Consider the following 15,414-nt stretch of genomic DNA (forward strand, 5'->3'; position numbering starts at 1 on the left):
TCTCTGGTAAGAAAGCGCCGGGCTTTTTTGGGCGTGCCGGTACAAAAGCGGATTGCCGGTTCGAAACGAAGGGTGCAAGGCCGGAAGTTGTACGGCGGCAATTGTTAAGCGGATTAAGCTTTTTGGAAGGCAGGGTCTTCAAACGGATGCGCGATCCAGCCTTCGGTTTCGATGAAGAGGCGGACGGCGACGATTTTGCGGTTGTCCATAAGCGTGAAGAAGTGCGGCTTGTTCTCCGGAACGGAGATGACGTCGCCGGCTTCCAGCTCAACATCGAAGTAACCGACATCGTCCGTGCCTTTAATGATAAAGATCCCTTTACCTGCCGTAATCGCGCGAACTTCATCCTCCGTATGCGTGTGCACCTGCTCGAACTTTTTCAGCAGCTCCTCGAGGTTCGGCGTGGCGTCGGAGAGGGCGACGATATCCCAGGTCCGGTAACCGCGGCGTCCGGCCAGATCGCGAATTTCAGAGTCGAACGTGCTTAGGATTTGCTGCTTTTCTTCGTCGGAGAGGACGAATTTCTCCTGCAGCTCGGCAGGGAGCTTGCCTGGATTCCAGTGCTCGTAAAGCACCTCTTGCTTCTCCAGAAACGATTTCACATTTTGTTCGCCCTGGATGCGTTCATTCGTATTGCGGATGCGAATCTCTGCCATCGGTCTCCCTCTTTCCATCAGATGATTGCTTATTATTACAGTATTATATTCGAAATTGGGCGCCGTGTCGATGGACGGGGACAATTTAATTCTTAAATTCCGATAAGAAAACATGAGAATTAGTTCCCTTTCGAAAACAGGCCGTTTCTGGTAGACTAACAGATACGGATACACGACACCGCTTCGAATCCGGCGGAATGCTGTCCGCCGTGAAGTTACATAAAGATGCAGGATAAAGCCGGAAGCGCCCGTCTCCAAAGGAGGAATTTTTGTCCACCCCCAGGAGTCGTCTTCGATGCAGACCAAGCGCAACCGGCGGAAGGAGAAGTATGGAGCTATATTTTCTAGGTACGGGAGCGGGCATGCCCTCCAAAGAACGTAACGTAACCTCCATCGCATTAACGCTCTACGACGAACGGGGGACGATGTGGCTGTTCGACTGCGGCGAAGGGACGCAGCACCAGATGCTGCGCTCTCCGCTCAAGGCGAGCCGACTGGAGTTCATCTTCATTACCCATCTTCACGGGGACCATATTTACGGGTTGCCGGGGCTGCTGACGAGCCGGTCCAATCAGGGCGGTACGACACCGCTCGTCCTGTTCGGTCCGCCCGGACTGGAGTCGCTGCTTGAGCCGGTACTCCGGCTCAGTCAAGCCCGGTTGTCCTACGAACTTACCTATCGCGAGATTCACGAGGGAACGGTCTATGAAGACGACCGGTTCGAGATCGGATGCGAGCTGCTGGATCACCGGATCGACAGCTACGGTTACCGGATTGTCGAGAAGGACAAGCAGGGCAAGCTGGACGCTTCCAGGCTGAAGGAGCTCGGCGTTCCGGCGGGACCGCTGTACGGCCGGATCAAGCGGGGAGAGACGGTGGAGCTGCCGGACGGGACGATAGTGGATGGAGCCGCGTGCATCGGGGCGCCGATTCCGGGCAAAAAAATCGCAATTCTCGGAGACACCCGGCGCTGCGAAGCTGCGGTTCGGCTCGCGGCCGGGGCTGATGTACTCGTCCATGAAGCGACGTTTGATGCGACGCTTGACGAATTGGCCCAGACGTATTATCATTCTACCGCCAAGGATGCGGCCTTAACGGCGGCGAGCGCCGGGGCGAAATCGCTGATTCTGACCCACATCAGTTCGCGCTACCAGGAAGATGAGGCGGTCCGGCTGCTGGAGGATGCCCGGGAGCATTTCGGCGACACGTACATCGCCCGCGACCATTGGAGTTATACGATCGGGTAGTGCGCGGTCTACGGGGCGGCTTAAGGAGAAAAAAGCCCGATTCAGCCTGACGCTGAAAAGGGCTTAACCTCACTATTCATCCGCGCTTTGGCGACTATCAGGAGTTCATCTCGTCTTCCATTTCGGATTGGAATCCCGAGATGCTTGCGCGGCGGTTTTCGTTTTTTTGCTCGATATCCTGTTTTTCAGTAGCGGATATTTCGTCAGCGTGCTCCGCCAAATAATTTTCGGCTTCTTCCAAGTTGCCGATCGTATTTTGCTTCATATTTTGCAGCTTTTCCGCATTGTCGGAACGATCGTCCGGTTTGGCCATTCTCAGTCCCTCCTTTCCGGGTGGAATCCATACCCGGATAAGATGCCACTTTTATCAAAAAATATACGTGTGCGTTCAGCCGGACTGCTATAAGACGGAGAAGTTCCGGGAATGCTTACCAATACGGAGCTGTTATCCCCGCCCCGTCCATAGGCGGGAGCACAGTTTCCATTTCGTCTCATATAATGGGAAGTACGTCAGGTCGAGTTAAGCTCCAGCATAATGTGGGGAGGTATCCTTCATGGAAAAAGTTCATTTCATAGGAATAAAGGGTGCCGGGATGAGCGCGCTCGCGCAAGTTCTGCATGATACCGGATATCCGGTTCAGGGATCCGACGTGGATACCGAATTGTTTACCCAGAAGCCGCTTGAAACCAGGGGCATTCCGATGTACCGGTTTGGTGAAAGCGAATTCGGACAGGGACAGATTCGCGTCATCGCTTCGAATGCGTTCAAGGACGATCATCCGGAAATCGCCAAATGCGGCGAAGCCGGCATACCGGTAGAGCGGTATCATCATTTTCTCGGCGGATGGATTCGCCAGTTTACGAGTGTTGCCGTTACGGGGGCACATGGCAAAACGACTACGACCGGCATGCTCGCCCATACATTCGAGGGGTTGCAACCGACCTCTTACCTGATCGGGGACGGAACGGGCGCCGGCGTTGCGGACAGCACCTACTTCGTATTCGAGAGCTGCGAATACCGCAGACATTTTCTCGCCTACGAGCCCGACTACGCGATTATTACGAACATCGACTTTGATCATCCGGATTATTTTAGCGGCATGGACGACGTCATTTCGGCATTTCAGGAGATGGCGGACCGTGTCAAGAAACATCTGGTTGCCTGCGGGGACGACCCGCAAGTGCGCCGAATGGCTAAGCCCAAAGTGCCGGTGCTGTATTACGGATTCGGAGAACATAACGAGCTGCGTGCGGAGCAAGTGCGTGCGGGGGCGGACGGGATGACGTTCGAGGTGTTTATGCACAACAATCCTTTAGGCACCTTTACCGTATCGGCGTACGGACGGCACAGCGTTCTTAATGCGCTTGCGGTCATCGGCGTCGCTCTCCTCGAGGATTTGAACATCGACCAGGTCAAGAGCCGGCTTGCCACATTCGGCGGAGTCAAACGGCGGTTCACCGAGAAGCAGGTCAGGGGCAATGTCGTGATCGACGATTACGCGCATCATCCGACCGAGATTACCGCGACACTGGATGCGGTAAGAGCCAAATATCCAGGCAAAAAAGTGGTGTCCGTCTTCCAACCCCATACGTATTCGCGACTGGAAACGTTTATCGACGATTTTGCGAACTCGTTGTCCGGGTCCGACGAAGTATACTTATGCAACATTTTCGGTTCTGCGCGTGAAAACGACGGCGGAGTATCGATCGAGTCGCTGATGGAAAAAATCCCGACCTCCCGTCACATTACCGAGAGCAATATCGGACAACTGGACGGATACAGCGATTGTGTCCTGCTGTTCATGGGAGCGGGGGATATTCAGAAGTATCAGTCGTGGTATGAAGCCAGATAAGGCAGAAGTATGAATTGTTGCACCAAATGCCGCCCTCTATCCCGGATAGAGGGTTTTTGTTATGCCCAAAACCCGGGACTTTCGTGCTATAATGGATTTTGTTGGGAATGTATTTTGTCGAAAGGGGTTTGGCTTTGAACGACAAGGTTGATTTGCTGGATCAGATGCTGCATATAACGACAGATTTATTTTTTGAGACGGAGTGCAGCTTGCTGCTCGACGATTTGCCGGAGGCGCCTACTACTATTCTGGATATCGGATGCGGCAACGGTGCTTATTTAGCGAAATTAAAGGAGCGTTATCCATCCGCCGCTTGTACCGGAGTTGAGTTGGACCGGCCGATGTACATGAAAGCCGCGCTTCGGAACGATCAGGGGATGAATTTGATCCACGGCAGCTATGAGCGGCTGGACGAGCAGACCGCCTTGGATCTGATCATGGCCAGACTTGTCATCTTGCATATGGAGGACGTCGGGGGATTTGTGAAATGGGTTTGCAACCGTCTTCATCCTCTTTCGAGAGTTATAATCATCGATTTCGACGACGCCCGGTTTCAAGGAAACGAACGTCTTCCGCTGTTCCTCTCGCTGTATCGACAGGCACGGCAGTCTTTACGGGGCCGCAGAACGTTTCTTGAATTGCCGGACGCTCTAAAATTGGAGTTTCAATACGGAGGGCTCGCTGTTGTAGGGACAAAACGATATGCGGTCCGGGCGGATTCGCCATCCAAGAAAGCGGCGTTGTACAGCTATATGAAGGTATCGACGGAATATTTGCTGGGCGAGCCCCTGTCGGCGGAACGTGCGGACGAGCTGGACGAATGGTTACACGATCCGGACGCGGACATGGAGATTCCGATGTTCGGGATGAGCTTTGCCCGGTCTCCTGTCGAGGGTTCAGGAGCGAAGGAGGCGATTTCCTCATGAACTGGTTCACGGATTATGAAGCTGAGTTAAGAGACGTATTCAGGGACGCGGAGCAGATGATCGGGGGATTTCCACCGCCGCTTAATGATCGCGGACTTGCCTATTTATACAAATTTCATCCGTACAAAGAGGGCAGCACCAAAAATTACATCTGTTATTTACTGCCGTTTTGGTTGAAGGAACTGGATGGGGTAAACGAGCGGACTTGCCGCGATATGGCTCTGGCCGGAGTGTTTGTGATGCTGCACTTTTTCGTAGAGGACGATCTGATGGATACGGCTCCTGCCGAATGGAAGGAGCAGCTTGCGTTAGCCCACATGTTCCAGCTGGAGTTTGTGACGATCTACAATCGATCCTTCGCAGCGGATTCTCCGTTCTGGCCGCACTATCGACAATATATGACAGAATGGGCGTCCGGTGTAGCCGTTGAGAGAGGGGCGGACGATTATTTTCTGAATCCCGTCCGGATCGCCCATAAAGCGAGTCCTGTGAAGCTTGCTTCGGCCGGGGTGTTGGTGCAAGCGGGGATGGAGAAGATCGTTCCGCATGTATCGGATGCGGTGGACCGTGTGTTGATTACGCTGCAGATGACTGACGACCGCGCCGACTGGGAGGAAGATTTGCAACTAGGAAGCGCGAACGGGCTTTTGGCTTACATACGCCGGGAAAAAGGACTCGGGGAAGACGTGTTGCTCGACCGGGAAGCGGTTTTGTCCTTTATTCATATTCAGGGCGGGCTGGCCGGGTATGCGAGGATGGCGGAAGAAAGGCATGGCCTTCTGTTCGATGGCGGAGAGACGACAATCCGTCATCTGTCCGACTTTCATCTGTTTTTGATTTCGGGATTGCAGCGGGAAGCGGCGGAAATGGAGCAAATGAAAAACCGTCTCCTCCAAGGCGGATTTTATTATTGGATGTCGAAGGAATTGACAAAATAGTAGATTTCATAGGACTTTTGTGCTAAATTAAGAAAGTAATACTTACCATATTTGGGGGGTGATGGTTGATCGTGGTGGCTGATACTATTTTAAGTAAGCAAATTATTCAAAAGGCATGGGAGGAACCGTCGTTCATGCAACAGCTGCTGAGCGATCCGAAGACGGCGATCCGGGAAGGCCGATGACAATAATCTCTTCTGCCGGGGGATTTTGTCGATATGAGGCAGCGTGTACCTAGTCCAGCTGCCATTCGAGGATACATATCGGACGTTGGAACGAGCGTTAGGTCCATATGATTAAGAGGAGTCCGAAGCGCTGGTCTCTTGCGCGTCTTTGCAAGGCAGGATATAACAACAAAATCATAAATAAAGGATGGGTTCATATGACGTCTGAAGAACTGTTGAGAAAGCAAATTATCGAGAAAGCATGGGCGGACGATGCCTTCAAACAAAAGCTGTTGACCAATCCAAAAGCGGCTATTCAAGAAGCGTTCGGAGTGAACGTTCCGGATCAGATCGAGTTGAAAGCGTTTGAGGAATCGTCTACTGAATTTTATCTCGTAATCCCTGCGAACCCGTCCAAAACGGACGATGGCGGCGCCGGATCTAACGCCGCCTGGTAATTTATACGGGATCGGAGGCAGAAGGGAAACGGACGATCGCTTCGGTGCCTGCTCCTTTCTTGCTCTTGAACTCGATTTTTCCTTGCATCACTTCAATAATGCGGAAGGTAACCATAAGTCCAAGGCCGGTTCCTTTCGTTTTGCTCGAGAAGTAGGGCTCTCCCAGCCGGGAGAGCTCTTCGTCTTCCATCCCCTGACCGTTGTCCCGGACATGAACGATAATCGTCTCGCGTTCCGTACGGGCTTGGATTTCGATTAACCCTTCCCGCTCAAGAGCTTCTATACTATTCTTAATGATATTAACGAACGCTTGCTTAAACTTTGCGGAATTTCCCCGAATGTACAGATGTTCCGGTATATGCAGCCGGATTTCTCCACCTTGAAGATGCGCCATCGGTGCTAAAATCCCCACGATATGCTTGAATTCCTCCGATAAGTTCAACACCTTGATATCATCGAGCTGAGGTTTGGCAAACGTTAAAAAGTCGGTAATGATATCGGAAGCGCGGTCCAACTCGGCCAAAGCCAAATTCATATACGTCTTCTCCGAATTCTCTGCTCTCTTGCTAAGAAGCTGTAGGAAACCGCGGGTGACTTGAAGCGGATTGCGTACTTCGTGAGCGACAGATGCGGCCAGCTCGCTAATGATCTCCATCTTTTCATGCTTTTGCAGCCGGTTGTTGTAAAGCTCGAGTTCCTTCGTATAATTCACGACTCTCTCATGATCCTTGGCAAATTGCCGCGCCAAAATAATAATAAAAGCAATGACAAAGCAGACGACGCCCCATTTCCAGAGGAACAACTCGTAGTTTTTGGCGTTTGCATAAAACCAAATCAGCTCGCCGATTCCCGTTGCAGCGAATACGGCAAATCCGGTGGACATGATAACCGCGTCCTTATTTCCTTTGAACGCCCGTATGACGGTGGTGCTGATTAGAATCGTAAACTGAATAAGCATCACGTATCCAAGCAATGTTCCCGTGAAGAAGTAATAGAAGTTAATGTACTGGGCATTCGTTACTTCGTTAATCACCATAAACAGAAGGCAGCAAACGGAGAAAACGGTTAATAACTTGCGGCACCAGGTAAGGAGCGAACGTTTCGGGCTCTCCAGTGCTTTTTCGATAAAAAGAGTGAGCGTAGGCAAGAAAACATACAAAGCCAAATCAAACAAAGCGAGGCTGAGCTGTCCGTATTTCCCCAAAAACGTATAAACAAACGGTGAATACGTCACGATCAGGGCGCCAATTGTCAGGATGACGATCGACAGCGAGAGCCATTTGGACAAAAGCGACTTTTTCAAAATAAGGGAACATATCAGCATAATGACCGAGAAGAAAACAAGCGACCCGCCCAGCATCATATCAAACAGATCGTTCTTGAAAAATCCCGGGAGCGTCCGTTCATAGTCCGCCAGCTTGATCGTCTGGTGAAGCCCGATCCGGTCGCTGAGCGTTTCCACCAGCACATATACGGTTTCGCCCAGATCGTCCCGGTCAAGCGGCAGCGCCAGCTTGTAAACGTCGTAGGAGTAAGGACGGGAAGACTCGAACAACACCCGGTCTCCGGCATAGATGACGATATGGTGCCCGTACAATTTGTCGATAAAAAGCCCGGGCTGCTTCCAGGCCGCTTGATCCGGCTTGGGGAGGTCGAACTTAATCCAGGCGGCAGAAAATTTGTGCGGGATGTCCGGCACGGGTGTGTCTTTATCGGCGGAAACCCATTGATCCGTTATGCCCGTGGGATCGATGCCGGGGCCGAAGGAAGGGGTAGGTTCCCATCGAAACTGCCACTCCCGAATGTCATGGCTTTCCGTTATCTCTGCTCGAGCTTCGGGAGCTGCTGACAGCAGGGGGAGAATCAGCAAGGCAAGTCCCGTTACAACCAGTTTCCATACGACCTTCATGATAGCACCTCAAGCCTACATCCATAGTAAAAAACACGTTGTGACTAAATTCGACTTGCTAGAATGGAACACCTTCTAAAATATGACATATTTCGAGAAGAATCAACATATTTTGACCCACGTGATTTATTCGGACGCTTTTTCGGTGTATACGATACAGGGATGAAGGAGGTCTAAGAGGCTTGGAGATACGCAGAGTGTTCATCCGGCATAAAAAGGCACCCCAACAAAGGATGGGGCGCGATGTGTAGGAAGATGATCTTTGTCGGGCATAAAGTCAAATGGAACGGATGTTCATCCGTTCGATTATTGAACCCGGACAGCCGTGCCGCTGACCGCTACCATGAGCATGCCTTCGCGAACCACTTCATAGTCGATGTCGATGCTCACAATCGCATTGGCACCGTATCGGGAAGCCATCGAGCGCATTTCCTCAAAAGCCATGTCCCGCGCTTCCTTCAGCTTGCTTTCGTATGCTCCGGAACGTCCGCCGACGATATCGGTAATGCTGGCGAAAATATCGCGCACGATGTTGGCGCCCATAATCGCTTCTCCGGTTACGACTGAAATGTACTCGACGATTGATTTTCCCTCGATGGAAGGTGTAGTTGTCAGAATCATGTGTAAATCCTCCTCGTGTGCGATAGCCTATTCTTATTTATGATATACTTTTCCATGAACTTTAAAAAGGGAAATTTTACGAGGGGGCGGATATCGATGAGAGGGCTTGCGATCCTGCTCTCCTTTCATTTTGCCGGTTTTTTGCTGAAAGAACTGCTTCACCTGCCCTTGCCGGCGAATGTAACCGGTCTGATCTTGTTTGTGGCGGCTTTGTTTACCGGTTTTGTGAAGCTGGAGTGGGTGGAGGATACGGCCCAATTTTTGCTTCGTCATATGATGCTGTTTTTCGCTCCGTTTATAGTAGGGACGGTCGTATTCAGTAGAGTGATCGGGGAAAATGCGCTTGGAATGGCGCTTAGCCTAGTGATGGGAACCCTGCTCGTTCTGCTCATAACAGGCGCGGTTACGACCTGGCTCTCGGGAAAGGAGGAGCGCGGGTGAGCGGGGACGATTGGTGGAGTAATCCATTATTTGGAGTCACGGTCACGGTAGTCGCTTACGCGGCCGCCCTTCGGCTGCACGCAGTGAAACGATGGCTGCATCCGTTGTTCGTCTGCTCGGCTGCCTTGATCGTATTGCTTCTGGTAAGCGGCATTCCGTACGAATCTTACCGGGTCGGCAGCGATTTGCTCGTATTTTGTCTCGGTCCGGCGACGGTGGCGCTCGGTGTCCCGATGTACAAACACGCAGCCCTCCTAAAGCGTCAATTTCGCGCAATCGCCGCAGGCGTGATCGCTGGAAGCTTGTGCGGGATGACGAGTAGCGCGTTTTTCATATGGCTGGCCGGAGGGAGCAAGGAGCTGTTGCTTACGGCGCTGCCCAAATCGGTCAGTTCGCCGATATCGATTGAAATCGTCAGACTGCTGGGGGGAGTTCCCGAACTGGGAGCGGTACTGACCGTCTTAACCGGTCTGGTCGGGAGCATGATCGGCCCCGGTTTTCTGAGAGCCGTAGGTATTCGCGGCGATGTGGCTATGGGCACGGCAATCGGCACCGGGTCGCATGGGATTGGGACGGCGAGAATTATTCGAGAATCGGAGCTGCAGGGGAGCGCGGGCGGTTTTGCGATGGGGCTGGCGGGAATCGTAACGTCTTTGCTGGCTATTCCGCTTTACTCGTTCTTGCAGTAATCAGCGAAGCTTGATCCGGTTTTAACGGAATGCATAAAAACGGGTGACCCGATCCAATCTGTAGGATCAAAGGTCACCCGTTTTTAGTAACGGTCGAGAGACCGCTATTAATGCGTATGCTGTTTCATCGCTTTGTCCAGCCCGTTCCAGCCGAGTAGCGAACAATTATGGCGGGCTCTCAGCTTATGAATGCCCGATAGGGACAAGGCGTCACCCAGCTCGTCTTCGTCTTCGGGGATCTCGCCGTTTTTGATCATAGCGGTAAACGCTTCGATCAGATGCTGCGCTTCCGCAAACGTTTTGCCTTTTACGAGATCTGTCATCATCGAGCACGACGCCATGCTGATCGAACAGCCTTCCCCTTCGAATTTAACTTCCTTAATTTTCTGGTTGTCGTCCACCGTCATATACAGCACCATAACATCGCCGCAAGTAGGGTTTTTATATGGGAACTGGATCGAGCCCTCCCCCTCGAGCTTGCCTTTGTTGCGGGGATTTTTGTAATGATCCATGACGATTTGCTTGTATAAATTTTCCAGCAAAAGAATTCACCTCACGTTTGGACAATCGGGATAAGTACAACTCATTCCTTTTATTGTACACCAATTTCGGTTCGTTGAAAACAAGTACGGCGCAAGAGCGGCGACAACGAGCTTCAAGCCCTCCCGTCCCGGAGGAATGCAACCCTTGGAGCGGCATCTCCGATACGCCTTTGCGCGGATATTCGCCCTGCAGACGAACTCCGGTTTCCTCAACTATTTGTATGCTTCATTTTCGGATTCATTCGGACCGGCATTTTTATCAGATTCGAGAGGGACTTGGGCTAATGAAGTTTAACCAAAATCGGATGTTTTTGCCCGAAGGGGACAAACTAGGAGATGGGTTACGGATTGCAGCCAGGGAGGGGAACCGCTATGCAGCTCAAAAACAGGGATTACGCCGTCATCAGGCAAGCGCTGAAAGTGGCGATGGAGCATGATGACAATCAACAGGCTTCTTACAGCTATCGGGAAGTGTTGGCGAAGCTTGCGAACGGAAGCGCGGCCGAATATCCGGATGAAGGATACAAAGGCGAATCCGACGAGTTCCGTTTCGATTACGATGATGCCTCGGAGTACTGACTGCTGGCGCAAGAAGCCGGGGAAATGGACGTCCCGGATGAGGAAATAAAAATATTTTCCGGGAAAGCGCAGGAAATGACAAGAGCCGATACGATTCTTTTTGCAATAGTCTGAAAATTAAGTCTGGAATGACAAATCGCCGCCGAACAGGCGGATTTTTGTCGTTCGCTCCCGTTTTTAGCCGGTTAGATGAGCGGCGGTCATCCTTCGTGAATCATTGATTCACAGGTTGTCATACGAACGTATATTCTGTACAATTAAGAATAAAACGATGAGGGAGGAATACCGTATGAACCGGCTTACCGGTAAAGTGTCCTCCATCGAAGAGATGCCGACAAAATCAAAAATACGCCCGAGCTGATGAGCCAGGCTACATATTGTATACGATCGAGCTTATATTGGATGACGTTTCATGATATAGCAAGCGACAATTAAGAGGTGTACCATGATGTTAAAAAGGAAGCAGCTTACGCAGCTGATCCAGGATTTAAGGGCAGATGAAAACATAGTGAACTGGCATGAAGTCGCGCCTGTAGAAGCAAAGACAAAGCCCATGCCGGATAGTGTTGACCCGAGAATAAAAGCTGCGTTAACCAAACGGGGGATCGAACAGCTGTATACACACCAGTACACAGCCTACGAAACTGTACGTAAAAGCGAGAATATAGTAGCCGTAACCCCTACAGCTTCGGGAAAAACGCTCTGTTATAACCTTCCTGTCCTACAAGCGATTGCGGAAGACGACGGGAGCCGCGCCCTTTACCTATTCCCGACGAAAGCTCTGGCGCAAGACCAAAAAAGCGAACTGAACGAAATCATTACCGAAATGGGGATCGACATTAAAAGCTTTACCTACGACGGCGATACTTCCCCAGCCATTAGGCAGTTGGTAAGAACAGTAGGGCATATCGTAATTACTAACCCCGATATGCTGCATGCGGCCATACTTCCGCACCATACGAAGTGGGTAAGCTTATTTAGTAATCTAAAATATATTGTCATTGACGAACTGCATACGTACAGGGGGGTATTCGGCAGCCATGTAGCAAATGTGATACGAAGGCTCAACAGAATCTGCGAATTTTATGGCAGCAATCCCCTGTTTATTTGTACTTCCGCGACCATTGCGAACCCAAAGGAGCTGGCTGAACAGTTAACTGGCAAGCCGATGCGGTTAATTGACGACAATGGCGCGCCGAGAGGACGGAAGCACTTTGTTTTTTACAATCCGCCAGTAGTCAATAAAGCGCTAAATATCCGCAAAAGCGCTGTAGTAGCGGTAAATAATCTAGCGAAGGAATTTTTGGCGAATAAAGTACAAACGATCGTTTTTGCCCGAAGCCGGGTAAGAGTTGAGATCATACTAAGTCATTTACAGGAACTTATTAAAAATGACATTGGATCGAAATCCATAAGAGGTTACCGGGGCGGCTATTTGCCGCAACAGCGGCGCGAAATCGAGAAAGGCTTGAGGAGCGGCGACATTCTTGGAGTCGTAAGTACGAATGCTTTGGAACTCGGCGTAGACATAGGACAGCTGCAAGTCTGCATCATGACAGGCTATCCCGGAAGCGTCGCTAGTACTTGGCAGCAAGCAGGCCGGGCGGGAAGACGGCATGGCGAAGCCCTGGTACTGATGGTAGCGAGCAATACGCCTATAGACCAGTATATCGTCCAGAATCCGGAATACTTCTTTGATCGGTCCCCGGAATCAGCAAGGATAAACCCAGAAAACCTTTTAATTCTAGTGGACCATTTGCGTTGTGCCGCTTATGAACTTCCGATGAAAAGAGGGGAAGAATTCGGCCCGTTAGAAGTTGCGGATCTTTTAGAATACCTTGTAGAACAAAAGGTGCTGCACCAGGGCGGGGATACATTTTACTGGGCGAATCAATCGTTCCCGGCAAGTGAAGTAAGCCTGCGTTCGGCAGCGCAGGAAAACGTAGTTATCGTAGACCAGTCCGACACGGCAAACCATAGGATTATAGGGGAAATGGACCGTTTTAGCGCTATGACCCTACTTCATGACGAAGCTATTTATTTGCATGAAGGGGTACAGTACCAAGTAGAGAAGCTGGATTGGGAACATAAAAAAGCCTACGTGCGGGAAGTCGATGTGGAGTATTACACCGACGCAAACCTGGCGGTAAAGCTTAATGTATTAGATATAGACAGGACAGAAAATAGGCGCGTTACTTCCATCCATCTAGGAGAAGTCCGGGTTAATGTTATGGCAACTCTTTTTAAAAAAATCCGTCTGACAAGTTTCGAAAACATCGGATACGGGCCCATAAACCTCCCCGAAGAAGAATTGCATACCAGCGCGACCTGGATCGAATTAAAAGAAGTAGACCCAACGCTAGGGACGAAAACGCTGGAACAACTGCTAGTGGGAATATCCAACGTATTCAGGCATATCGTCCCGATTCATGTCATGTGCGACCGTAGCGATATTCATGTGGTTTCACAAATTAGGGCTGAACATACGCAGCTACCTACGATTTTCATATACGACCATTATCCCGGCGGTATCGGATTGGCCGAAGACGTTTACAAGCGGTTCGATGAAATTAAGGCGGCGGCACGAAACTTAATTCGAAAATGCCCGTGTGAAGATGGCTGTCCGTCGTGTATCGGTACGGAGATAGAGGGCCTTCATGCCAAACAAAAAAGCGTAGATTTGTTGGGGGCTATATGAGTAGTCCCGATTTTATACCCCCGTTTATTAAAATCCGTTTGCAGACTATCTATGACCGATATCAGGAGGTTGGGCTGACCGGCGAGCCGCTGGCCGTGAAGCTGCTCGCCGCGATGAGGGGAAGGAGCTGAATCCGATGAGCTCACTGAAAGACAAGCTTTCCCGGCTGACGAAAAGTACCGAGGCTCCCCGGAAACCGGCCTTGACGCAGGATGAGCTTGCCGGCGATTCGCCGGACCGGGACTGTACAGGCGCTTGCGCCGAAGAGGGCACGGATGATTCCGGAAACGCCGGCGGCGATACTGATGGCGGCGGCACGCTGCTGGGCGGGTCCTGGAACCGAATGGGGGCGAAGGCCCATCATAATGAGCGGGGACATTTCGTCATCCGCAGAATCGTATATCCTTTCGATTACCGTCACGGTACATATTGTCTCGGCGATCTGATCGGCGAGGCGGAGCCGCTCGCTGCGCTGGGAGCTTCCGCGTCCAAAACCAAAGGAGGCCGAAGCGGAGCTTCGCGGCGAAGCTCCTCCGTTTCTGCTGATCCGGCACCGGCTGTGTGCGCGAGGCATGACAGACTGTTGTTTCTGGATACGGAAACCACGGGCCTCGGCGTTGGGGCGGGCAACGTCCCGTTTATGGTCGGGATCGGCTTTTATGAGCCGGATGGCTTTGTCGTGGAGCAGATGTTCATCCGCAATCCCGCCGAGGAAGCGGCGATGCTGCAACATCTGCGGGAAAAGCTGGCGGAGCGCGACCTGCTCGTCTCGTACAACGGCAAATGCTTCGACTGGCCGATTATTAAAAACCGGTACATCCTGAACCGGCAAAAGGACGGAGCGGTTGACCCGGTTCATTACGACTTTCTGTATCCGTCGAGGAGCCTGTGGCGTAATACGCTGCCCTCGTGCCGTCTCAGTTCGGTGGAGCGCGAACGGCTCGGTCTCAGCCGCATCGATGACGTACCCGGTTCGCTGGCTCCGGCGCTTTACTTTCAATATTTGGCCGAAGGGGACGCGGCGCTGGTCGAAGGCGTATTTGAGCACAACGAGAAGGACGTGCTGACGTTAGCCTGCTTGGCCGTTCATTTTACCCGTCTGCTCGGCGGACAGATTCCCCTGTCGCGGATGGAGCCGGAGGAGCTCTACCGTCTGGCGCTGTGGCTAGATAAGCTGGGGCGTCCCGGCGAAGCGGAGGAGACGATGCGGGAGCTGCTCGATCGGGAGACGGACAACGCCGCCGACTACTGGCTTTCTGCGGCAAGCTTTTATAAGCGGCAAGGAAGCTTTGGAGCGGCGGTCTCGCTCTGGGAGCGTTATATCGAGCGCAAGCGCCGTGCGCGGGTTGTGACTCCGGAGCCTTATATCGAGCTGGCGATGTATTACGAGCATCGGGAAAAAGATTTGGATAAGGCGCTGCAGTATGCCGAGCTGGCGCTGGAGCGGTCCATTGGACGGATGGCGGCCGTCCGCAAGGAAGGGGCTTCGGCGGAGGAAGCGGCAGCGATCCGCAAGCGCATCGACCGGCTGAGATTGAAGCGGGAAACCGCCGCGCAGCCGGCAAGAACGGCAAAGGCTCCGGCCACCCGGAAAAGCCGTCGTACCGCGGTTCGGACGGTTGAGGTGTGGCAGCAGACTTTGCTGTAGGATGAAAAATAGGAAGCAATGGAAGGAAACCGATAGGACCGGAAT

The 15,414-nt window shown here is 51.9% G+C and carries 15 protein-coding genes; 10 read left to right on the plus strand and 5 right to left on the minus strand.

The window, feature by feature from the left end; translation table 11 throughout:
• Window positions 1-113: 113 nt before the first annotated feature.
• Window positions 114-656 (minus strand): 1,2-dihydroxy-3-keto-5-methylthiopentene dioxygenase, encoded by a 543-nt coding sequence (locus AC3Y2E_RS24740; protein ID WP_190924808.1) that lies wholly within the window; start codon window positions 654-656, stop codon window positions 114-116.
• Between the two features lie 329 nt (window positions 657-985).
• Here AC3Y2E_RS24740 and rnz point away from each other — a divergent pair, with 329 nt between their 5' ends.
• Window positions 986-1,903 (plus strand): ribonuclease Z, encoded by a 918-nt coding sequence (rnz, locus tag AC3Y2E_RS24745; protein ID WP_379215168.1) that lies wholly within the window; start codon window positions 986-988, stop codon window positions 1,901-1,903.
• Between the two features lie 97 nt (window positions 1,904-2,000).
• On the opposite strand, the gene tlp is transcribed toward rnz, so the two are convergent.
• A complete protein-coding gene (tlp, locus tag AC3Y2E_RS24750; RefSeq protein WP_379215170.1) occupies window positions 2,001-2,216 on the minus strand; it encodes a small acid-soluble spore protein Tlp in 216 nt (71 codons plus the stop codon).
• 241 nt (window positions 2,217-2,457) lie between these two features.
• Between tlp and murC the strand changes: the two genes are divergently transcribed.
• The 4 genes from murC (at window position 2,458) to AC3Y2E_RS24770 (ending at window position 6,242) form a co-directional block, all read left to right on the plus strand.
• Complete coding sequence (gene murC, locus AC3Y2E_RS24755) at window positions 2,458-3,756, plus strand: UDP-N-acetylmuramate--L-alanine ligase (RefSeq protein WP_379215173.1); 1,299 nt, start codon at window positions 2,458-2,460, stop codon at window positions 3,754-3,756.
• Between the two features lie 134 nt (window positions 3,757-3,890).
• Window positions 3,891-4,682, plus strand: a complete 792-nt coding sequence (locus AC3Y2E_RS24760; protein ID WP_379215175.1) for a class I SAM-dependent methyltransferase — start codon at window positions 3,891-3,893, stop codon at window positions 4,680-4,682.
• Entirely contained in the window at window positions 4,679-5,620 is a 942-nt protein-coding gene (locus AC3Y2E_RS24765; protein WP_379215177.1) for a hypothetical protein, read from the plus strand. The genes AC3Y2E_RS24760 and AC3Y2E_RS24765 overlap by 4 nt, the downstream gene beginning before the upstream one ends.
• Window positions 5,621-6,002: 382 nt before the next feature.
• Complete coding sequence (locus tag AC3Y2E_RS24770) at window positions 6,003-6,242, plus strand: NHLP leader peptide family RiPP precursor (RefSeq protein WP_379215179.1); 240 nt, start codon at window positions 6,003-6,005, stop codon at window positions 6,240-6,242.
• Window position 6,243: 1 nt separating this feature from the next.
• Here AC3Y2E_RS24770 and AC3Y2E_RS24775 read toward each other — a convergent pair whose 3' ends face one another.
• Both AC3Y2E_RS24775 and AC3Y2E_RS24780 read right to left on the minus strand, forming a co-directional pair.
• Window positions 6,244-8,151: an ATP-binding protein gene (locus tag AC3Y2E_RS24775; protein WP_379215181.1), complete on the minus strand. Its 1,908-nt coding sequence runs from the start codon at window positions 8,149-8,151 to the stop codon at window positions 6,244-6,246.
• A gap of 306 nt (window positions 8,152-8,457) precedes the next feature.
• Window positions 8,458-8,772: a heavy metal-binding domain-containing protein gene (locus AC3Y2E_RS24780; protein WP_190924794.1), complete on the minus strand. Its 315-nt coding sequence runs from the start codon at window positions 8,770-8,772 to the stop codon at window positions 8,458-8,460.
• 96 nt (window positions 8,773-8,868) lie between these two features.
• On the opposite strand from AC3Y2E_RS24780, the gene AC3Y2E_RS24785 reads away from it, so the two are divergent.
• Together AC3Y2E_RS24785 and AC3Y2E_RS24790 are read left to right on the plus strand one after the other, a co-directional pair.
• Window positions 8,869-9,213 carry a CidA/LrgA family protein gene (locus tag AC3Y2E_RS24785; protein WP_379215184.1) on the plus strand — a complete coding sequence of 115 codons (345 nt, stop codon included), beginning with the start codon at window positions 8,869-8,871 and terminating at the stop codon, window positions 9,211-9,213.
• On the plus strand, window positions 9,210-9,902 hold the full coding sequence (locus tag AC3Y2E_RS24790; protein WP_379215186.1) for an LrgB family protein: 693 nt from the start codon (window positions 9,210-9,212) through the stop codon (window positions 9,900-9,902). Before AC3Y2E_RS24785 ends, AC3Y2E_RS24790 begins: the two co-directional genes overlap by 4 nt.
• Before the next feature lie 107 nt (window positions 9,903-10,009).
• On the opposite strand, the gene sufU is transcribed toward AC3Y2E_RS24790, so the two are convergent.
• Complete coding sequence (gene sufU / locus AC3Y2E_RS24795; protein ID WP_379215188.1) at window positions 10,010-10,444, minus strand: Fe-S cluster assembly sulfur transfer protein SufU; 435 nt, start codon at window positions 10,442-10,444, stop codon at window positions 10,010-10,012.
• Window positions 10,445-10,816: 372 nt separating this feature from the next.
• On the opposite strand from sufU, the gene AC3Y2E_RS24800 reads away from it, so the two are divergent.
• The 3 genes from AC3Y2E_RS24800 to AC3Y2E_RS24810 all read left to right on the plus strand — a co-directional run bounded on the left by AC3Y2E_RS24800 (window position 10,817) and on the right by AC3Y2E_RS24810 (window position 15,369).
• Complete coding sequence (locus AC3Y2E_RS24800; protein WP_332073663.1) at window positions 10,817-11,023, plus strand: hypothetical protein; 207 nt, start codon at window positions 10,817-10,819, stop codon at window positions 11,021-11,023.
• A 448-nt stretch (window positions 11,024-11,471) separates the two neighbouring features.
• Window positions 11,472-13,721: a DEAD/DEAH box helicase gene (locus AC3Y2E_RS24805; protein WP_379215249.1), complete on the plus strand. Its 2,250-nt coding sequence runs from the start codon at window positions 11,472-11,474 to the stop codon at window positions 13,719-13,721.
• A 136-nt stretch (window positions 13,722-13,857) separates the two neighbouring features.
• Window positions 13,858-15,369, plus strand: a complete 1,512-nt coding sequence (locus AC3Y2E_RS24810; RefSeq protein ID WP_379215191.1) for a ribonuclease H-like domain-containing protein — start codon at window positions 13,858-13,860, stop codon at window positions 15,367-15,369.
• The last annotated feature ends 45 nt before the right edge of the window (window positions 15,370-15,414 follow it).

Source organism: Paenibacillus sp. MAH-35, assembly GCF_058135425.1.